The 19,897-nt window shown below is 52.6% G+C and carries 20 protein-coding genes and 2 tRNA genes; 11 read left to right on the top strand and 11 right to left on the bottom strand.

Annotated features, from left to right (window positions below):
- Nucleotides 1-69: 69 nt before the first annotated feature.
- The gene (sulA, locus tag AC0Z7K_RS01685) at nt 70-576 is read right to left on the bottom strand and encodes an SOS-induced cell division inhibitor SulA (RefSeq protein WP_413528463.1); all 507 of its coding nucleotides are present in this window, start codon (nt 574-576) and stop codon (nt 70-72) included.
- 219 nt (nt 577-795) lie between these two features.
- Between sulA and AC0Z7K_RS01680 the strand changes: the two genes are divergently transcribed.
- On the top strand, nt 796-1,449 hold the full coding sequence (locus tag AC0Z7K_RS01680; protein ID WP_485612491.1) for a TfoX/Sxy family DNA transformation protein: 654 nt from the start codon (nt 796-798) through the stop codon (nt 1,447-1,449).
- Between the two features lie 19 nt (nt 1,450-1,468).
- Here AC0Z7K_RS01680 and yccS read toward each other — a convergent pair whose 3' ends face one another.
- Together yccS and AC0Z7K_RS01670 are read right to left on the bottom strand one after the other, a co-directional pair.
- Nucleotides 1,469-3,610, bottom strand: coding sequence for a YccS family putative transporter (yccS, locus tag AC0Z7K_RS01675; RefSeq protein WP_413528465.1), 2,142 nt, complete (start codon nt 3,608-3,610; stop codon nt 1,469-1,471).
- Between the two features lie 51 nt (nt 3,611-3,661).
- Nucleotides 3,662-4,123, bottom strand: coding sequence for a YccF domain-containing protein (locus tag AC0Z7K_RS01670; RefSeq protein WP_485612489.1), 462 nt, complete (start codon nt 4,121-4,123; stop codon nt 3,662-3,664).
- 207 nt (nt 4,124-4,330) lie between these two features.
- Here AC0Z7K_RS01670 and helD point away from each other — a divergent pair, with 207 nt between their 5' ends.
- Complete coding sequence (gene helD, locus AC0Z7K_RS01665) at nt 4,331-6,385, top strand: DNA helicase IV (protein WP_485612488.1); 2,055 nt, start codon at nt 4,331-4,333, stop codon at nt 6,383-6,385.
- Nucleotides 6,386-6,418: 33 nt separating this feature from the next.
- Here the strand turns inward: helD and mgsA are convergent, their stop codons facing one another.
- Together mgsA and AC0Z7K_RS01655 are read right to left on the bottom strand one after the other, a co-directional pair.
- The gene (gene mgsA, locus AC0Z7K_RS01660) at nt 6,419-6,880 is read right to left on the bottom strand and encodes a methylglyoxal synthase (protein WP_485612486.1); all 462 of its coding nucleotides are present in this window, start codon (nt 6,878-6,880) and stop codon (nt 6,419-6,421) included.
- 118 nt (nt 6,881-6,998) lie between these two features.
- Complete coding sequence (locus tag AC0Z7K_RS01655; RefSeq protein WP_413528469.1) at nt 6,999-7,658, bottom strand: YccT family protein; 660 nt, start codon at nt 7,656-7,658, stop codon at nt 6,999-7,001.
- A 192-nt stretch (nt 7,659-7,850) separates the two neighbouring features.
- Here AC0Z7K_RS01655 and AC0Z7K_RS01650 point away from each other — a divergent pair, with 192 nt between their 5' ends.
- Nucleotides 7,851-8,264 carry a CoA-binding protein gene (locus tag AC0Z7K_RS01650; protein WP_485612484.1) on the top strand — a complete coding sequence of 138 codons (414 nt, stop codon included), beginning with the start codon at nt 7,851-7,853 and terminating at the stop codon, nt 8,262-8,264.
- A gap of 95 nt (nt 8,265-8,359) precedes the next feature.
- On the opposite strand, the gene hspQ is transcribed toward AC0Z7K_RS01650, so the two are convergent.
- Together hspQ and rlmI are read right to left on the bottom strand one after the other, a co-directional pair.
- Nucleotides 8,360-8,677 (bottom strand): heat shock protein HspQ, encoded by a 318-nt coding sequence (gene hspQ / locus AC0Z7K_RS01645; RefSeq protein ID WP_413528480.1) that lies wholly within the window; start codon nt 8,675-8,677, stop codon nt 8,360-8,362.
- A gap of 123 nt (nt 8,678-8,800) precedes the next feature.
- The gene (rlmI, locus tag AC0Z7K_RS01640; RefSeq protein WP_485612482.1) at nt 8,801-9,994 is read right to left on the bottom strand and encodes a 23S rRNA (cytosine(1962)-C(5))-methyltransferase RlmI; all 1,194 of its coding nucleotides are present in this window, start codon (nt 9,992-9,994) and stop codon (nt 8,801-8,803) included.
- Between the two features lie 98 nt (nt 9,995-10,092).
- Here rlmI and yccX point away from each other — a divergent pair, with 98 nt between their 5' ends.
- Nucleotides 10,093-10,371 (top strand): acylphosphatase, encoded by a 279-nt coding sequence (gene yccX, locus AC0Z7K_RS01635; RefSeq protein WP_413528482.1) that lies wholly within the window; start codon nt 10,093-10,095, stop codon nt 10,369-10,371.
- A 9-nt stretch (nt 10,372-10,380) separates the two neighbouring features.
- Here yccX and tusE read toward each other — a convergent pair whose 3' ends face one another.
- Together tusE and yccA are read right to left on the bottom strand one after the other, a co-directional pair.
- The gene (tusE, locus tag AC0Z7K_RS01630) at nt 10,381-10,710 is read right to left on the bottom strand and encodes a sulfurtransferase TusE (protein ID WP_485612480.1); all 330 of its coding nucleotides are present in this window, start codon (nt 10,708-10,710) and stop codon (nt 10,381-10,383) included.
- Nucleotides 10,711-10,847: 137 nt separating this feature from the next.
- Complete coding sequence (gene yccA / locus AC0Z7K_RS01625; protein ID WP_056769361.1) at nt 10,848-11,510, bottom strand: FtsH protease modulator YccA; 663 nt, start codon at nt 11,508-11,510, stop codon at nt 10,848-10,850.
- Nucleotides 11,511-11,770: 260 nt separating this feature from the next.
- On the opposite strand from yccA, the gene AC0Z7K_RS01620 reads away from it, so the two are divergent.
- From AC0Z7K_RS01620 to AC0Z7K_RS01595, 6 genes are all read left to right on the top strand, one after another.
- A tRNA-Ser gene (locus tag AC0Z7K_RS01620) sits at nt 11,771-11,858 on the top strand.
- A 195-nt stretch (nt 11,859-12,053) separates the two neighbouring features.
- Nucleotides 12,054-12,141: transfer RNA gene (locus AC0Z7K_RS01615), tRNA-Ser, on the top strand.
- 206 nt (nt 12,142-12,347) lie between these two features.
- Nucleotides 12,348-13,436: an ABC transporter substrate-binding protein gene (locus AC0Z7K_RS01610; protein ID WP_485612478.1), complete on the top strand. Its 1,089-nt coding sequence runs from the start codon at nt 12,348-12,350 to the stop codon at nt 13,434-13,436.
- A 77-nt stretch (nt 13,437-13,513) separates the two neighbouring features.
- Nucleotides 13,514-15,283, top strand: a complete 1,770-nt coding sequence (locus AC0Z7K_RS01605; RefSeq protein ID WP_485612477.1) for an ABC transporter permease — start codon at nt 13,514-13,516, stop codon at nt 15,281-15,283.
- The gene (locus tag AC0Z7K_RS01600) at nt 15,276-16,346 is read left to right on the top strand and encodes an ABC transporter ATP-binding protein (RefSeq protein WP_413528486.1); all 1,071 of its coding nucleotides are present in this window, start codon (nt 15,276-15,278) and stop codon (nt 16,344-16,346) included. Before AC0Z7K_RS01605 ends, AC0Z7K_RS01600 begins: the two co-directional genes overlap by 8 nt.
- Nucleotides 16,347-16,429: 83 nt before the next feature.
- Nucleotides 16,430-16,921, top strand: a complete 492-nt coding sequence (locus tag AC0Z7K_RS01595; RefSeq protein WP_485612474.1) for a GNAT family N-acetyltransferase — start codon at nt 16,430-16,432, stop codon at nt 16,919-16,921.
- Nucleotides 16,922-16,933: 12 nt separating this feature from the next.
- Here AC0Z7K_RS01595 and AC0Z7K_RS01590 read toward each other — a convergent pair whose 3' ends face one another.
- Nucleotides 16,934-17,533, bottom strand: a complete 600-nt coding sequence (locus tag AC0Z7K_RS01590; protein ID WP_485612472.1) for a cupin — start codon at nt 17,531-17,533, stop codon at nt 16,934-16,936.
- Between the two features lie 239 nt (nt 17,534-17,772).
- On the opposite strand from AC0Z7K_RS01590, the gene osmE reads away from it, so the two are divergent.
- Entirely contained in the window at nt 17,773-18,105 is a 333-nt protein-coding gene (gene osmE, locus AC0Z7K_RS01585) for an osmotically-inducible lipoprotein OsmE (protein ID WP_112164491.1), read from the top strand.
- A 38-nt stretch (nt 18,106-18,143) separates the two neighbouring features.
- Here the strand turns inward: osmE and AC0Z7K_RS01580 are convergent, their stop codons facing one another.
- The gene (locus tag AC0Z7K_RS01580) at nt 18,144-19,871 is read right to left on the bottom strand and encodes a potassium/proton antiporter (RefSeq protein WP_413528490.1); all 1,728 of its coding nucleotides are present in this window, start codon (nt 19,869-19,871) and stop codon (nt 18,144-18,146) included.
- Nucleotides 19,872-19,897: the final 26 nt, after the last annotated feature.

The following is a 19,897-nucleotide window of genomic DNA, read 5'->3' as shown; positions in this document are numbered from 1 at the left end:
CTTTGGCGCTTGTTCCAGCACAAATCACTAAGTTCCGTATTATTTTCATCAGAACATTCCTAATTTGAACTAATGATATACAGACGAGTGAATTTTTACTGTTGAGTGATGTCCATTGGCTGAACTTTGCTCATTTGTTGGCTTCATAATGAACCCGTAAGCCCCTCCCTGACGTGCTGCAATTTGCAGTCTTTCTCTCTCCACATCATTCAATTCGGGTAGCCATCCCAACACCACGCTGTAATTTCCTGTTTGAAGCGCTTTTTCCATCGCATCTACTGTCGACATCGCCGTAATCTGATTCACCTGAACCATTTTATCAACGGGCAAACCCGATTCAGACAGCCATACACGACTCAGTTTTTGTTGTGGAGTAAGCCATAACAGCCAGCGTGACTGTGTACCGAGATGGTGAAGCAGAGGCAGGAGTAACTGGGCAAAAGCAGGTTGGCTCGCACTATAGACGAACTCAGTGATCAGACCATTATTCAGGGATGCAGACATATTTACCTGTGGATGACTTACCGGCAAAGCAAGCTGACTAAAATGATGATTTGCATGTTGTTGAGTTCGCATAATGGTGTACCCCAGTGAGTTACTGTATGAATGTACAGTACTCTGGTGGTGAACAAAGATCAACCCAATTTTTTCCAAGATATCTCGCAAATTTCGAAGGTAACAGGCTGCAAATGCATTTTGTATTTGGCGGGATGCACCACATTGCGTATTTTGATTTTAGCTGTTTAGCTAACCCATAAATGGGGTGTATGGAATTAATGTGAAAAGGATAACGCAATGATAAGTCAGTCAAAAAAACGTATTCTTCAGTGTATGGAACTCTTCGCTTCATTCGGTAATATTCGCGCCCGCTCACAGTTTGGAGGGTACAGTTTATCGGCCAATCGCGTGATGTTCGCCCTGGTCTCAGACGGTGAGCTGTATCTGCGTGCGAGCCATGAAACCGAACAATATTTTTGTGAACAGGGCATGGAAAGGCTGATTTATCGAAAACGCGGGATGGCCGTTCTGCTCCGTTATTTTAAGGTGAGTAAAGCCCAGTGGGAGAATCCGAGAGCATTGCGTCAGATGGCAATGCTTTCTCTGCGAGGAATGCAACGTGATATCGACAGACGAAAAAACAACGAAGCCGGGCGGCTCAAAGACTTACCTAATCTGACGCTGGCATTGGAAAGAATGCTATGGGAAGTGGGGATCGAAAATTCAGATGATCTTCGCCTGCAAGGGGCATGTGTGACGTATGAAAAGCTCTGCGCAGTCAAAAAGGATCTGAGCATTAACATATTGATGGCTCTTGAGGGCGCAATTCTGGGCTTTCATGAAGCGGCTTTGCCAATGGCATCCCGTGAGTTGTTAACTCAGTGGTATAACCATCAGCAAGAGCGGCTGGAGCAGCAACGTCAAAATACACATAACGTCGCAGCAAGTTGACTGGCGCGGGACGTGCTTCTCAGGGATGACTTTGTCCGGGCAGAATTTTGTTGTTTAGGCTGGTGAGCTCAGGTAAATGAGCCACCAGCAAGCCAATCTGCTGAAGTACGAGCTGTTCTTTACTGTCGGATTCTGTCGTTCGTAATTGGATCCGCGCAGTCAGATGATTAAGCGCGCGCTGTATCCGGTCTGTTTCTGTCGGCATATGATTGAGAGCACCATCCACACAACACGCCGCATCATCGAGCAGGTGAAGTGTTTCAGTATCTTCAAGCTTCTCCCGGTGCGCACCGAGTGCTGAAATGTAGCTCAGCATAGTGTGATTGAGGCATAACAGTCTGAATGCAGCGTCGAGCGTAGCAGGATCGTTATTTTTCTCGGAGCTCATGTTGGAGACCACCGAAGCCAGTTCTGCATCGCAGTTATGCGCATCGCGGCGTGCCAGTCGGTAATCCAGGCTGTTATCTTTGCCCTGATGATATTGCACCAAAATGGCATCCAGATAGCGGCAGTTAGCTTCAAAGGTTTTGCTGACTACCCTGTCAATCTGGCGGAATTTCCAGTCAGGCCAGATATAACTCACCGCCGCCCAGGCAATCCCACAGCCAATCACCGTATCGATAATTCGGGGTATGGCTACTTCGAAACCTTCGCCCAGCAAATTGAAACACAATAACACCAACAGGGTGATAAACATGGTGGCCTGCGCATATTGCACGGTACGAAATGCAAAGAACAGCAGTCCACTGATGACAATCAGGATCATCTGGCCGTCAACGGAAGGGACGAAATACAAGATTGGAATACCCAGCGCGATACCCGCCAGTGTGCCGATAATCCTCAGCGCTAAACGACGACGCGTTGCGCTGTAATTGGGCTGGCAAACAAACAGGCTGGTCAGCAAAATCCAGTATCCGTGATTCATTCCACTGACCTGAATAAACACATATCCGACAAATAGCACGACGGACATGCGAATGGCGTGGCGAAACAGCACCGACTGCGGCGTAAAATGGCGCGAAATGCGCAGCCAGATATCATCCAGCCCGGTTAACCGGTCCTCTGCAAAAGGACTCTTGCCGGACTGGTTCTCAGGTTCTGACTGCTCTGATTCGATGTTTGCCAGCTGCGCATCGATCGCATGCAGGTTGCGTAAAAGATGTCGCAATGCCTGTAACATCTCACGATGATCGCCCTGGGCTTCGAGGCGTTTGAGCGCTTCTTCGAGCCGTGCAAATGCGCGCTCGAACTGGCTGTTATGCGAGTAAGGCTGACGATAAAGAATGCACTGCGAAAGTTGAGAACAGGCGCGGGCTTGCATACTCATCAGGCGTTGGAAACGGAAAAGGATGTCACTGTGGTGGAACTGTTCGCTGAGTTTCAGGTATTTCACATGCGAAGAACTGGCGCGCTCGTGAATATCCTGCACGACAAAATAGTAATGAAGCGTGCGGCGGGTGCCTTTCTGCCCCCGATCACCTTTCAGGCGGGTTTGCAGCGTATTTTTGGTCTGGTTCAGCGTGGCAACCAGTTGCCCGTTGGCCATCGCGAGTTCCACCAGTTGCTGATTATTGTCTTCCTGATCGGGGTCAAACAAGGTCGCTTTGGCTTCCAGATACGCTGCCAGTTGAGTGAAACAGCGTGAAATCTGATCCTGAAGGGGCCGGATAGGGTAGAGCAAATGGCCGGCAAGAGTTAGCAAGTTATACCAGATGGCACCAGCCAGCAGGAGCAGCGGCTGCTGATACCAGATATGGTACATACTGGTGCCAAGCATCGTGTAAATCGCAATCAGCAACGCGCCAAACGCGATAGTGGCGTAGCGCTGGCCGAGTGCGCCAAGCAGTATGAATCCACAGGTTGAGAGCATCAGTCCGGGCGCGAAAAGCCACGGATGGGGAAAAAGCAGTTCTATTGACGCCGATGCAATAAAAAAACACACCAGCGTAATCAGCAAATTGCGCAAACGGCCAGCCAGCCGGTCGTCGAGGTCGGCCAGCGCGGCGGCAACCACGCCCAGCGTCAGAGGTATGGTCAGCGTAATCTGACCTAACCACCATGGCACCGCTGCGGCGCCTGCCAGAGCAATGAAAATCCTGATGTGATAAAGAACATTGCTGTTATAGGCGTAACGCCTTAAACCTGGTGCAATAGAGAGCACGAAAACCCCACGTTAAACAAAAAAGTCACAGCTATTAAAAAGCGGTTTTATTCAGCGAATACGGCCATTTTCACGAAGGCGGGCGGCATTGGCTTCACGCATCTGTTTGGCCAGTTCGACAGAGACCACGCGGCGGCCGACAGGCCAGAGTGCGATCGCAGCGATTTTAAAATTCGCGATGCCAACAGGAATTCCGATAATACTGATACATTGAGCGAGACCCGCAACAATGTGAGAAATACATAACCACCAGCCAAAGAAAATCAACCAGAAAATATTCAGCAGGGTACCACCGCCGGAAAGCAGGGCATTACGTCTCTCGGGATATAAATCATCGACATGGACGGCTTCATTACCAAACGGCAGCAATGACAGGCGGGTGATTTCCCAGCAGGAGCGGGTCAGCGGCAGGGTGAAAATCAGCACAATACTGACCAGCGTGGCGAACAGCCAGGCGAGCGTGGTGAAAAAACCACCTAAAACAAAGTTAAGAATATTGAGTACAGTGCGCATGTGGGGATTTTCCCGAAGTTATTAAAAATGTTAAAAGATTTCATGTTCACTAAATGGAAACACCTGCTTTATTCTACCTTGTTTTGTGGAGCGGATCGCCTCTGCTATTCACAGGTGAACTCCTAAATACGCTTTACCCATCTTAAGATGTAAAATAACGCATACTATTTTTCCGTCAGGAATAAAAAGAAAACACGGTGTGATGATATGGAATTGAAATCGACTTCTTTCGGGAAACATCTGGCACAGCACCCTTACAACCGGGTACGCATGCTGAACGCGGGCGTTGAAGTCAGCGGCGACAAACATCACTACCTGATCCCTTTCAATCAGTTGATCCAGATCCGCTGTAAGCGCGGCATTGTCTGGGGTGAGCTGGAATTCGAACTGCCGGATGAAAAAGTCGTGCGGCTACACGGCACCGAATGGCAGGAAACGCAGCGTTTTTATCAGCATTTGCTTAAGGTCTGGCAGAGCTGGAGCGTTGAAATGAGCGACGTCAGCGCCGGGGTATTGCACGGGCAGGTTCAAAAAATAGAGCACATTGAACAGCAGGATAAATGGTTCAAACGTGTCGATCTTGCTGATGTGCAAAAAGACATCGCCGAGGCTTTTACCGCCATACCAGTACCGGTTGAGCGTCTGGATGATTTTGATAACTGCCGCGACGATTATCAGACCTGCCTGCGCTGGCTAGAACAGGGTAAACGCAGCGTAGAGCGGCGCAATCTGGCCTGGACTGAACGGGTCATTGCTGAGAATCGTGACTTCTTCGACACTGTTGAAGTTTCTCCGCTTAACGACAGTCAGTGCCGCGCAGTGGTCAATGGCGAAGATGCGGTTCTGGTACTTGCTGGCGCGGGCAGCGGAAAAACATCGGTGCTGGTGGCGCGCGCAGGTTGGTTGCTGCGCCGTCAGGAAGCGCAACCGGAGCAAATTCTCCTGCTGGCATTTGGCCGTCAGGCCGCTGACGAAATGAACACCCGTATTAAAGAGCGTCTGCACACCGACGGCATCAAAGCCAAGACGTTCCATGCGCTGGCCTTACAAATTATCCAGGAAGGTAGCAAGAAAGCGCCGAAGATAAGCAAACTGGAAACCGACGCCAAAGCGCGCCGCAGCCTGCTCATCAAAACCTGGCAACAACAGTGTGCCGAGAAAAAAGTTCAGGCCAGCGGCTGGCGTCAGTGGATGACAGAAGAGCTGGAATGGACGGTGCCGGAAGGTGATTACTGGAAGAACAAAGCGCTGGCCGAACGCCTGGGCAGCCGTCTGGAACGCTGGCTGAGCCTGATGCGCATGCACGGCGGAAGTCAGGCGGAGATGATTGAAGCGGCACCGGAAGAGGTGAAAGAGCTTTTCCAGAAACGAATCCGTCTGATGGCCCCGTTCCTGAAAGCGTGGAAAACCGCACTGAAAGAAGAGGGCGCTGTTGATTTTTCCGGACTTATCCATCAGGCCGTTAATATTCTTGAGAAAGGTCGTTTTGTCAGCCCATGGAAACACATTTTGGTGGATGAATTTCAGGATATTTCGCCACAACGCGCACAGTTGCTTTCGGCACTGCGAAAACTCAACAAACACACCAGTTTGTTTGCCGTCGGCGATGACTGGCAGGCGATTTACCGTTTCAGTGGCGCTGAACTTTCACTGACAACGGCGTTTGCAGAGAACTTTGGCGAAGGTGCGCAGTGCGCGCTCGATACCACCTATCGCTTTAACGATCGCATCGGTGAAATCGCCAATAAATTCGTCCAGCAGAATCCCTATCAGCTGAAAAAACCGCTTAACAGCCTGACGAAGGGCAACAAGAAAAACGTTGTGATCCTTCCTGAGGATCAGATGGAGCAACTCCTGGATAAGCTCAGCGGTTACGTTACGGCACAAGAGCGAATTATGGTGCTGGCGCGCTATCACCATCTGCGCCCGCAAATTCTCGAGAAAGCGGCCACGCGCTGGCCGAAACTTAACCTGGAATTTATGACCATTCACGCCAGTAAAGGTCAGCAGGCGGAATACGTGATTATTGTCGGGTTGCATGAAGGCAATGACGGATTCCCCGCGCCGGCACGTGAATCAGTGCTGGAACAGGCGTTACTACCGGAGCCGGAGAATTTCATGGATGCGGAAGAGCGGCGCTTGCTGTACGTGGCGATGACCCGTGCAAAGCATCAGGTCTGGCTGATGCAGGATAAAGCGCGCCCGTCGGTGTTTATCGGGCAGCTGGAAGATATAGGCGTACCGGCGCAGCGAAAACCGTAACGCAAAGGCCCGGATTGCCGGGCCTTTGATAAATCATTCTTTTAAGCGCGCCCACAAATAGCGCTGATAATCAGGGATAGTAATTTCAACCTCTGACTGGAACAGCGGTGACTGGATGAGAAAGTCAGCGGTAGAGAGGTTGGTGGCGACGGGGATATTCCACACCGTTGCCAGACGCAGCAGCGCCTTGACGTCCGGATCGTGCGGAACAGCATTGAGCGGATCCCACAGAAAAATCAGCATATCAATTTTCCCTTCCGCAATCAGCGCACCGACCTGCTGATCGCCGCCCATCGGGCCGCTCAGCATACTTTTGACATTAATCCCGGTGTTGCGCTGAACCAGATTTCCCGTCGTGCCGGTGGCATAAAGAACATGCTTAGAAAGCTCAGCAATGTTTTTATCCACCCATTTCATCAGAGTATTTTTACAATGGTCGTGCGCGACGAGAGCAATATGCTTTTGTTTGGCGATCGTGCGGGTTGTGAATTCCATCTAATTCCCTTCAACGCGAAAGTAAGAGTGGATCACAGAATACTGAAACTGGGTTTTACTGCATAGGGCGGGGGGAATAATTTGGTGTTAAGAAAGAGAATGCGTGATGCAGATTAAGTTACGACGCTTGTTCCTGTTTAACCGGAAGTTTAAACCAGAGCAAAAACTGTTCGATACCCGCATTGGCGGCGAGACGCGTCCACAGCGGATGAAGATAAGTTAACTCAATCTGCGAAGGCATTTCGCGAGTCATTACCGTTTTTCTTTCAGCGTTATTTTTGGCGAACGTGGGCACGGCCGCGCGCGCACCGGACAGGTTATAGGTCATCATGAGTTTTTCAGCGTCTGCGACATGCTCGGGATTAAACACATTCAGCACATCACGTTGGGTTTTAATCTGAAGACCTTGTTCATTGACCAACTGATAATTCATCATGTGGCTGAACTTTACGGTTTCTTTTTCGCTGCTTAATGACGGCAGAACGAAGGAAACAGAGCGGTGACCCTGCGCATTAAAGGTGACGATAAACGCCGGAGAGTGGTAAAGCAGGGGAGTTTGCGGTGCAGCCGTATGAACACTTTTGCTAACCTGAAACAGGATCTGATGCTGACCACCATCGAGTTCGAGGCTTTCCGCACCTTTAAGAATGGCACCAGACATCAGTTTGCCGTCAATCACCAGAACATCCACGTCCGGTGAAAGTTTGAGGGAGGTCGCCGAAGCTGACGCCATCAGGCTGAGACTCGCTAATGCGACCAGCGCATGACAGACTTTCATTCTTCTCTCCTCAAATACAACGCTCTTCATTGTCTATTATCAAGCAACGCTGATAGTGTGTCAAAGTTTTACAAAATGTTTTAAATTCACACGTTTCAGTCTGAGGTATGACGCTCCTTTTATAAGCGGCACACTGTCGGAATCCGGATGCTGAGTTACACTTAGCTCAGACAGGTCAAAGGAGATAATCCCGTGCAAGACAATGAGATCCGCGACATCCTGCAGAATGTGAAAACCATCGCACTGGTTGGTGCCAGTGATAATCCGGGGCGTCCGAGTTACGGCGTCATGGCTTACTTACTTTCCCAGGGCTATGAGGTCACCCCGGTCAGCCCTAAACTCGCCGGGCAGGAGCTGTTTGGGCAGACAGTTGTCGGTTCGCTGGCGGAAATCGCACATCCGGTGGATATGGTCGATGTGTTCCGCAATGCCGACGCTGCTTACGGCGTGGCGCAGGAAGCGATCGCGATTAAAGCGAAAGTCCTGTGGCTGCAAATAGGTGTGATCAACGAACAGGCCGCAGTGCTGGCCAAAGAGGCCGGGTTGAGAGTGGTAATGGATCGCTGCCCGAAAATCGAAATACCACGCCTGGGTATCGAACAATAGTTTTATGCAACAATCGTTTTGCCAGCGGTTACGGCAAAAATCGAAACAAAAAACCGGCTGCAATGGCCGGTTTTTTTAATGTGCTTTGCTGATGATCAGTTACGCAGACGTGGCGCCTGAAGCTGGCTGCGAACCGATGCGGCCAGGTCATCCAGAGACGTTTGCTCCGGGTGCGCCCGTGCTGCTTCGTGATCGATCTGAATTTCAGCCAGATAAGTATGCACTGGCTGGCCTTCATCATCTTCCATCACCACGTGATACCAGGGGGCAGCTCGCAGAGAGTCGTCAGTCGCGAGTTCAGCGATATCAGGCTTTTCCAGCGAGTACTGGGCATCGACATCGATTACCACGCCTAAATAGCCCAACATTCTGTGGCGGACCTGCTGGCCGATACCAAATTTACTGGCAATCATAGTCATCTCCTGAAATTAGTGTCTTATCTTCTATATGGAGATAAAACGCGCTGTTTCAAGTTTCGACCACTTAATCCACTAAACATTCGCCGGTCTGCGGCTAAAACAGCACATCGTGATCAATCAGTTTGTCACCAGACAGGCGAAACCTTTCAGATATAAGCCTTCCGGATATGCGCCGGTCACCGGATGGTCGGCGGCCTGACGAAACTGTTCGACGAACTGAATTTCGCGATGGGCGTCGAGTGCAGCGTCGGCCAAAATCTTCTGGAAAAGATCTGTAGGCAACAGGCCGGAACAGGAGAAGCTCAGCAGGATACCGCCGGGACGCATAAGTTGCAGCGCCAGCATATTGATATCTTTGTAACCACGGCAGGCACTCGCCAGTTGGTTCTTGTTCTCCACGAACTTCGGCGGGTCCATCACAATCATGTCGAACTGTCTGCCTTCGGTGCGGTATTTACGCAGCAGCTGGAACACGTCTTCGCGCACAAACTCTGCTTTGGACAGATCCAGCTTATTCAGCTCGACGTTCTGACGCGCCACATCCAGCGCCGCCTGAGAAGTATCGACGTTGGTCACTTTAGTACAACCGCCCATCAGCGCCGAAACGGCAAATGCGCCGGTGTATGAGAAGCAGTTCAGCACGTCACGGCCCGCCGCATAGTTACGTGCGGCAAGACGGCTGTCGCGCTGGTCGAGATAGAAACCGGTTTTATGGCCTTCTTTGATATCCACCAGCAGGCTCATGCCGTGTTCCTGAATCGGCAGGAGGGCAGGAGGCTCATCGCCCAGCACATGACCCTGCACCATTTCCAGACCTTCTTTCTTACGCACGGCCACGTCGGAGCGATCCCAAATCGCGCATTCCGGGTAGCAGTGTTGCAGGGCGGCAATCAGCGGCGCGCGCTGATATTCCGCACCGGCAGACAGCAATTGAAGGACCAGGAAGTTCTGGAAGCGGTCGATGGTGATACCTGGCAGACCGTCGGATTCACCGGCAATCAGGCGGTAACCGTCCAGACCGTCGCGTTTGGCGATATAATTACGCCAGTTCTGCGCCTGCTGTAAACGGCGGATGAAGAAGTCGATGTCAATCTCTTCGTCCTGGGTGAAGGTCCAGACTCGGGCACGAATTTGAGATGACGGCGAATAGGCACCGCGCGCGAGCCATTTGCCCTGACTGTCTACAATATCAATAGTGTCGCCGGAATTGGCTTTGCCATCGATGCGCTGAACAGCGCCGGAAAACACCCACGGATGGCGGCGCAGAAGAGATTTTTCGCGGCCTTTGGCCAGAATTAAACGTGCAGTCATAGAATTAGGTTCTGTCGGTTCGGAGACAAAAAAGAGCGACATTGTCCGGTCATGCAGGTGAAATTGCAACGAACCATACCGCTAACGGAGAGATTATTATGGCAACAGTCAGTATAGCCGCCTGGGTGCACGGCATGGTGCAGGGCGTCGGTTTTCGTTTTTCCACGCAACATCAGGCCACCGCATTAGGGCTCACCGGTTACGCCAAAAACCTGGAAGACGGCAGCGTAGAAGTGGTGATGTGCGGCGAGCAGGAAAAAGTGGAACAGTTGTTAGCCTGGCTGAAACAGGGCGGTCCGAAACATGCGAGGGTGGATCGCGTGCTCAGTGAACCGACCGCACCCGGCAATTACAGTGATTTTAAAATCAGATACTAAAGCGCGGCGCTACAGGCATTTCACCGGTTTTGGCAGGCCCGCAATTTTGGTGGCCTGCCTGGCCGGGCCTTTCGGGAACAGCCGGAACAAATAGCGGCTGTTGCCTTTTTCTTCGCCATATTTTTGTGCCATGGCTTTTACCAGCATGCGCACTGCAGGCGACGTATTGAATTCGAGATAAAACTCGCGAACGAACCGCACCACTTCCCAGTGTGCCTTGGTCAGCTCGATACCTTCTTCTTCCGCCAGGAGCGGCGCCATGCCTTCCTGCCAGTCTTTACTGTTTTTCAGGTAACCCTGTGCGTCGGTTTCAATAACCTGACCGTCAAACTCCAGCATACAACCTCAAACCTGTAAAAATGCAGTAACCAGTTTAGCAAAAAGCCGTGCCTGACAAAATAAAAAGCCCCGCGGGAAGCGGGGCTGCAATTTACTTCGGACTTAATTAACGGCGGACTACGCCCAATAAAACCCAATCAGTTACGTGATGACAGGCCGAGGATGCTCAGCAGGCTGACGAACACGTTGTACAGCGAAACATATAAGCTGACGGTAGCGCGAATATAATTGGTTTCGCCGCCGTGAATGATGTTACTGGTTTCCCACAAAATCGCGCCCGCCGAGAACAGAATGAACAGGCAACTGATTGCCAGAGACAGCGCAGGGATTTGCAGGAACAGGTTCGCGACCACTGCGACCAGCAGCACGACAAATCCAGCCATCATCATGCCTGACAGGAACGACATGTCTTTACGCGTGGTCAACACGTAGGCCGAACAACAGAAGAACACCAGTGCTGTACCGCCGAGCGCCAGCATAATAATGTCACCCGCACCGGCTGCCAGCAGCGAGCTTAGCAACGGCCCCAGCGTGTAACCCATAAAACCGGTCAGCGCGAAGGCGGAAAGAATACCGGCCGGACTGTTTGCGGTGCGATAGGTCAGGAACATCAGGCCATAGAAGCCGACAATCGTCAGCAGGAAGCCAGGCGATGGCAGACGCAGAACGGTACTTGCCGTTGCAGTTATGGCCGAAACACCTAAAGTCAGGGCCAGCAGGAAATACGTATTACGCAATACCCGGTGTGTGCTTAACAACGAGCCTGCGCGCGATGACGAAGAGGCAACGTAACGATCCATAATAAAATTCTCACTCTTATAAAAGGATTGGAGTCGGTGAAAATACAATCAGACTGGAGTGTAAGTAGTTGCGCAGCGTCATTAAAGTCGTTTTACCCTTCTTTACCTCGCCAAACGGGGCAGGGCGCGGTTTGCTGACGCCAAAATCGCCGTAATGATGCTTAAATCATCATTTACGATTTGAATGCCTGTTTTTCAGGCGATTGAACGGGATCAGGCTTTACAAGAGGATCGGCACTGTTTATAGTTCGCTTCGTTGCGGAGGGGTGGCCGAGCGGCTGAAGGCACCGGTCTTGAAAACCGGCGATGGGAAACCATTCGAGAGTTCGAATCTCTCCTCCTCCGCCATAAACAACACAAGAAAGCTGCTAAGCAATTAGCGGCTTTTTTTGTGCCTGTGATTTGGGTGAATTTAAACGAGCGTGGTTTAAATGCTCATAAAATCAACAAACTAGACTGAAAATAATGTTTGCATCTTTTCATCGGTCTTGTATACTGCGCCCCGTACTGAACGACTGACGTCGGGAAGTGCTTGTTGTTTACGGAGGGGTGGCCGAGCGGCTGAAGGCACCGGTCTTGAAAACCGGCGATGGGAAACCATTCGAGAGTTCGAATCTCTCCTCCTCCGCCATAAACAACACATCAAAGCTGCTAAGCAATTAGCGGCTTTTTTTGTGCCTGAAATTCCTGCCTTCTCCGTGGTTTTAATGGTGTTAATTGCCTAAAAAACGCCCCGAATCACACTTCGGGAAGATAAAAAATTTACCCCATTGCCTGTCAGATGTTATGCGCTATGTTGATTTTTAGTTTCTCAAATGTAACTAGAGGTTAACAATAATGTCGAATAAATTACGTATCTCTCTGATTGCTTCCGCTGTACTGATGTCTTCCTCTGCAATGTCAGCATTACCTCAGGGGTATCCGGCCGATTATCAAAAAATCGTCGATGCCGCGACTAAAGAAGGCAAAGTAGTGGTGTATTCCACCACGGACACTAAAGCCGCAGGTCCGCTGATTCAGGGGTTTGAGACAACGTATCCGGGTATCAAAGTCGAATATAACGACATGAACAGTACCGAACTGTACAACCGTTATATCAGTGAGCAGGCCGCAGGCGGCACCAGCGGCGATGTGGTCTGGAGCTCATCGATGGACACCGCGCTGAAGCTGGCGACCGATTACGCTCAGGAATACAAATCGCCGGAGCAGAGCCAGTTGCCGAAATGGGCTGTGTGGAAAGACAAAGCCTACGGCACCACCTACGAGCCGGTGGTGTTCATCTACAATAAACGGCTGATCCCCGCGGGCGACGTCCCTGATTCCCACGCGGCGCTGGCGAAGCTTATCGCCAGCCAGACCGACAAATTCAGCAAAAAAGTCACCACCTATGACATCGAAAAATCCGGTCTCGGTTTCATGCTGTCGGTGCAGGATTTCAAAGCCGATCCCAATTATTTCAAAACGCTGGCTGACGTCGCCAAAGGTGGCTTAGCGGTACAGTCCTCCACTGGCACCATGATGGAAAGGGTCTCCTCGGGCGAAAACCTGATCGGCTTTAACATCCTCGGCTCCTATGCCGAAGCCCGCGCCAAAACCGATCCGTCACTCGGTATTTCCTATCCGAAGGATTACACGCTGGTGCTTTCCCGCGTTTCTTTCATCAGCCAGGAATCGAAAAACAGCAACGCAGCCAGACTGTGGCTGGACTATGTGTTGTCTGAGAAAGGCCAAAGTATTCTGGCGAATCAGGCCGACATTCCGTCCATCCGTAACGATATCGAAGGCAAAAACGACATCGATGGTCTGACCAAAATGCTGGGTAACGCGCTCAAGCCAATTCCGGTCGATGAAACCCTGCTGGAATATCTGCAACAGAAAAAACGTCTGGATTACATCAAACAGTGGCGTACCGCCGCCGCCAAATAAGAATTACGGAGGCGTTCGCGCCTCCCTTTCTCTTGCCTGATTCCGTCGTTCAGGGTTCCTGACCTAAGGGAAGTAACATGAATGCATTGCGCAGAAAGTGGCAAAGTTTGCCGCGTGGCATTGTGGTGCTGATAACCGCGCTGGCTATCTACACTCCGTTGTCGTTCATCGTGATACAAAGTTTTCTCTCCGCGCCTTTCTTCTCGCCGTCGAAAGAGTGGAGTCTTGAGTCGTTTGAGTTTATTTTCACCGATCCGGATTTTTACAAGGCGCTGAAAAGCGGCTTTATTCTGGCGTTCGGGCTGGTGGTGATCGCTATCCCGCTGGGCGGAATTCTGGCGTTCCTAATGGTACGCACCGATTTGCCCGGCAGGCGTCTCATCGAGCCGCTGATTCTGGTGCCGATTTTCGTCTCGCCAATGGTTCTGGGGTTTGGTTATGTGGTCGCTGCCGGGCCGGTAGGCTTTTTCTCGCTGTGGGCGCAGGCGATTCTCGGATTCGTGCCGTGGAATATCTACGACATGTCGAGCATCGTGGTGATCGCCGGCCTGACCCACGTTCCGCACGCCTATCTCTATATTTCTTCGGCGTTGCGCAGCGTCGGTTCTGACGTCGAAGAGGCCGCGCGAACGGCCGGCGCTTCGCCGTTACAGGTCATGACCGCTGTCAGCTTGCCGATGGTGCGCCCGTCCATTTTGTACGCCACGGTGTTGTTGTTCTTCCTCGGGCTGGAAGTGTTCGGCCTGATGCTGGTGCTCGGCGACCCCGAAGGCAACATGGTACTGGCGACCTATCTCTATCAGTTGACTAACAAACTCGGAACGCCTTCTTATCATCTGATGGCCGCCGTCGCTGTGGTGCTGATTTGTATCACCATTCCGCTGGTAATGTTGCAGCGCCGCCTGATGCGCACCGCCAATCGCTTCGTCACCGTTAAGGGAAAAGCGTCGCAGGCGCGGGCGTTACCGCTGGGTAAATGGCGCTGGGTGGCGGGCGCAGTGGTGGCTTTCTGGCTGACCGTGACCATCGGCGTCCCGCTTCTGGGTGTGGTTCTGCGGGCGTTCATCTCCAACTGGGGTGTCGGTGTCTCACTGTGGGATGAGCTGTCGCTGAATACTTTCCGTACCATCTGGGAGCAGCCCAATCTGCTGCGCGCCATCGTCAACTCAATGGCTATTGGCGTGATCGGCGGGGCGCTGGCCGTCGCCTGTTATCTGTTTATCGGCATCGCGATGCACCGTAAACCTGACGGCGTGACCCGTTTCCTCGATTACAGCGTGCTGGTACCGCGCGCCGTTCCGGGGCTGCTGGCCGGTCTGGCCTTCCTGTGGGTATTCCTGTTCCTGCCTATGTGGCTGGATAATGCGCTCAAATCGGGCTGGCTTTCCGGGATGCCGTGGTCGCAGTGGCTGCGCGATAACCTGGTGGTCTGGTTGCGATCGCTGCGCAGCACGATTTTCAGCGTCTGGCTGGCATATACCGTGGTGTGGATGGCGTACGGTCTGCGGCTGATTTCCTCGACGCTGTTGCAGGTCGGGCCGGAGTTGGAAGAGGCGGCGCGCAGTGCCGGAGCGACACGCGGGCAAATTACCCGTCACGTCACTATTCCGCTGTCACGTTACGGCCTGATTGGCTCCTGGCTGCTGATGTTCCTGATTTTCGAACGCGAATATTCCACCGGTGTGTATCTGCTTTCACCCGGCACGGAAACCATCGGTTCGATGCTGGTTTCCCTATGGGCGGCCGGAGCGATTGATATCGTCGCCGCGCTCTCCTTTATTAACATCCTGCTGGTGGTGTTAGGTCTGGGTATTGCCCTTCGTTTTGGAGTCAAATTACATGATTGAATTATCGGTCGAGAATCTGCACTTAACCTACGGCGACAATCCTGTGCTGAAAGGTGTGTCGATGGATCTAAAGCGTGGCGAAGTGGTGTCCTTACTCGGGCCTTCCGGCAGTGGCAAAACCACCTTACTGCGCGCGGTCGCCGGGCTGGAAAAGCCGACGCAGGGCACGATCATTATCGGAAAAAATAAAGTCTATGACGGAACACCGCGCAGCGAAATTCCGGCCGAGGAGCGCAATCTCGGGCTGGTATTTCAGTCCTATGCGCTATGGCCGCACAAAACCGTTTTCGAAAACGTCGCGTACCCGCTGAAACTGCGCAAGGTAGCGTCGGGTGAAATCACGCAAAGAGTGCAGGCGGTGCTGGATCAGCTTGGTCTGGGGCACCTGGGCAAACGCCATCCGCATCAGCTTTCCGGTGGTCAGCAACAGCGCGTGGCGATTGGTCGTGCGCTGGTGTATAACCCGCCGGTGATTTTGCTCGATGAACCGCTGTCTAACCTCGATGCCAAGCTGCGCGAAGAAGCCCGTGTGTTCCTGCGTGAACTGATCATCAAACTTGGCCTGTCGGCGCTGATGGTGACGCACGATCAGAACGAAGCGATGGCGATTTCCGACCGCATCCTGCTGCTTAACAACGGTAAAATCGAACAGCAGGGCACGCCGCAGGAGATGTACGGTTCGCCCAAAACGCTGTTTACCGCCGAATTCATGGGCAGTAACAACCGGCTGCACGGCAAAGTTACCGACGTGCGCGACGGCAAAGCGCGCATCGAAGGCAAAGACTGGGCGTTGTGGGGGCAGGCAGGCGAAGGCGTCCAGAGCGGGCAAGAGGGCACGGCGGTGATCCGCGTTGAGCGCGTGGTGCTGGCCGACGGGCCGGGGGATAATCAGCTGGAATTACCGCTGCTGACCAGCATGTACCTTGGTGATCGTTGGGAATATCTGTTCCGCACCGCCGGCGATGACTTTGTGATCCGCGCCTATGGCACCGATGTACGTGATCCTCAGCACTGCCATCTGGCGTTGCCGGAGCAACATGTGTGGATCTTCCCGAAAGTTTAACGAGTTAACTTAAGGCAACGGCTTGACACTCGCAGGGGGAATCCGCAAATTGGTTCCCCCTGATTGTTTAAAACGGTTTTTCCATGACTCAAAACACCTCCCCCACTGATACCGTAAAAATCGCCAGTCTGGCTGATGTCCCGCAATACCTTGAGACTGTCACCGAATATCTGCACGGTGAATGGTCTGATTTCGCCCACTGGGCACAAAAAGATTTTATTCGTCAACGCCTCGAACAGCGTCTCCTCAGTCGTGGCCGCCAGTGTGTGTTAATCGCATTGGATGAAAACGAGCAGGTGGTGGGAACAGCTGGCGTTATGCGCTATGAGCTCAGCGATGTCGCCGAGCGCAAATACTGGCTCGGCGAAGTGTTCACCTGCCATCATCTGCGCGGGAAGGGGATCGGTTCGGCGCTGGTCAAAGCCTGTATCGAGCGTTCACGTGCTGCCGGTATTGATACGCTGTGGCTGTATACGCCCGATCAGCAGGGCCTGTATGGGCGTCTCGGCTGGCAGGAGGTGGAACAGCGCGAGCAGTCCGGTGAGTGGGTCACGGTGATGAAATTACCGTTGTAATACGCTCGTTTTTTATTTCTGATGCCACGTGATCATACTGCCCTCGTTGTGTCCGGTCACCGGATCGGTCGCAGGCAGCGGTACCGCAACGACAGCTTTGGTTCGCGCCGTCAGCTGCGCGGGCTCGTCATGACAAAGATCGGCCTTCATTTCGGGCGGATATGCGCCCACCAGCATGAATTCCTCGTCGGCGGAAATCTGTTTATGACCGTTACCCGCCGGTAAGAGCAAAACATCTCCCACCTTCACTTCAATGATTTTCCCGTTCTCGCCACCGAGTTGTAATCTTGCCGTGCCGGCAAATACGCCCAGCGCCTCATGAGTGTTCGAATGAAAATGGGTAAAGGTATACACCGGGTAGCGCCACTGCGGTGGCCAGCCATTGGAACGGAACAGATGCTCGAGGTAATCGGCATTATCGACGATGTTAGGTGGGATAACGCGGTGATAAATCATGACGGGGAGTTTGTTGTTGGGCACGCCACCCGAAGGTTTATCAATCAGCAAGGTTTCCATCGCGACCTCTCTGGGAGTGGCAAAAGCAACCGGAGGAAGCGGCATCAGCGCGATGACCCCCAGTAACGTAACAAACCGACGTCGATCCACAGGCATCAGGGCGTGCTCCTTTTATCTCAATGGCTTACCTCATTCAGGTATAGAACAAAATTGCCTGAAAATCATCTTTTCTCAGACAGTTTTACAGGGGGCAAATAACAGGCAGGCTTATCAGATAAAACTTAAAAACTGTAGCATTCAACAATTAGAAGTCCTGAACACTGGATAAATGCCTTATGTCTTCTATGCTTAAGTGGCTTATACAAAAATAGAAAATGGCCTCAGGAGGAGATGTTATGAATAAGAAAATGTTACTTGTGGTTGCTACAGCAGTTTCTGTACTGGCAGGTTGTCAGACTTATGACCGCGCAGCGAGCTACGTTAAAGAGCCAGTGGTCAGCGATGTTAAAGTCGGTATGACGAAATCTCAGGTTCGCGCTATTGCAGGGCCACCGTCTACAGAAGCGACGCTTATCCATGCGAAAGGCACTTGCCAGACGTATGCTGTGGCTCCGCGTGATGGTAAAGCACAGACCTACTTTGTCAGCTATAACGACACCGGTCATGTCATGAACAAAGGCTATCAGTCCTGTTCAGACTACGACAAAGACCCGCAAGCTGCTCAGTAATTTAAGCGCCTCCCCCTGCGAAGGGGGAGGAAATCAGATCAGGCCTTCTCCGTCACAATCCTCACACCGACTTTACTGACCCGGTTGCCCTCCATCTCGGCAATTGTCCACGTCAGCCCATCCCATTCGATATGGTCACCGATCACCGGTTCACCGCCCAGCAATCTGATAACGAAATGCCCCAGCGACTGTGACTGATCGACGGTGTCTTCCAGATTCAGGCCGTAAAGTTGTGAAATCGCATCCAGCGGCGCATCAGCCTGCAAGATGAAATCCCCGAAGAAGCGGTCATCGAGCACCACTTTATTGCTGTCGCTGAACAGTTTGCCCAGTTCCGGCAGGTGTTTTTCCTGGCCGATGACACACAGAATATCGCCTTCTTTCAGCCGCGTACTGCCGGTCGGGTGCAACATCTCTTTGCCACGGAACAGGGCGGCAATACGCGTTTCCTGCGGCATCTGCAAGTCACGCAGCGCCGCGCCGACGCACCACTTCTCCGAACCCAGCTGGTAGATAAACTGCTCCCAGTCGTTATACACATCGATATCCAGCCCGACGCGTGAAATCGGCGTCGGCTGCGGTGGTACCAGCACCTTGGCTTTTTTAGCCGCGAAACCCAGCGACGTGCCCTGCACCAGCAGCGACACCAGTACGATAAAGAACGCGACGTTGAAGAACAGGGTGGCGTTAGGCAACCCGGCCATCATCGGGAAAACGGCCAGAATGATCGGTACCGCGCCGCGCAGGCCTACCCAGGAGATAAAGAACCGTTCGCGCAGGGTGAAGTTTTTGAACGGGATCAGACTGACAAACACCGACAGCGGGCGCGCCAGCAGGATCATCCACAGGGACAGCGCCAGTGCAGCAACGGCAATCGGCAGCAAATCGCTTGGCGTCAGCAGCAGGCCGAGCACCAGGAACATGCCGATCTGGCTCAGCCACGCCAGCCCGTCGAAGGTTTGCATAATTCCGTGGCGGTTGCGGATCGGCATGTTGCCGAGCATCAGCCCGCACAGGTACACGGCCAGAATGCCGCTGCCTTCCAGCGCCATAGTGGCGGCGTACACCAGCAAGCCGCCGCTGAAGGCCAGCAGCGGATACAACCCGGCTGCCAGCGTAATTTTGTTGATGAGTTTGTGCAGCAGCCAGCCACCGCCGACGCCAAACACAATGCCGAGGCCAAACTGGCGCACCACATCGACCACAAACATCAGGCTCAGCCCGTGTTCGCCCTTAGAGATCATGTCGATGAGCGTAATGGTCAGGAATACCGCCATCGGGTCATTGCTGCCGGATTCAATTTCCAGCGTCGCGCTCACGCGTTCGTTCAGCCCTTTACCGCCAATTAACGAGAACACCGCTGCCGCATCAGTTGAGCCGATAATTGCGCCAATCAGCAGGCCCTGCATGAGGTCGATTTTAAACAGCCACGCCGCCGCCATGCCGGTCAGCCCGGCGGTTATCAGTACCCCAACCGTCGCCAGCGACAGGGCCGGCCACAGCGCCACGCGGAAAGAGGACGCACGGGTGCGCATCCCGCCGTCGAGCAGAATAACGGCCAGTGCGAGGTTACTGACCAGATAGGCCGCTGGATAATTATCGAACGCAATACCGCCGATGCCGTCGACGCCCGCCAGCATGCCGATGGCGAGGAAAATGACTAAAATAGGGATGCCGAGCTTAGAAGAGAACGAACTGAGCAAAATGCTCGCTGCGACTAACAGGGCGCCAATAAAGAAAAGTGTGTTGATCGTGCTGGCGTCCAAGATAAATCTCCTGTCAGTGCAAAAAT

This window comes from Rahnella sp. 1L-D-7-B-C2, from assembly GCF_057290995.1.
Note: the sequence above shows the minus strand (reverse complement) of the source record. Positions and strands in the feature narration are given on the sequence as shown.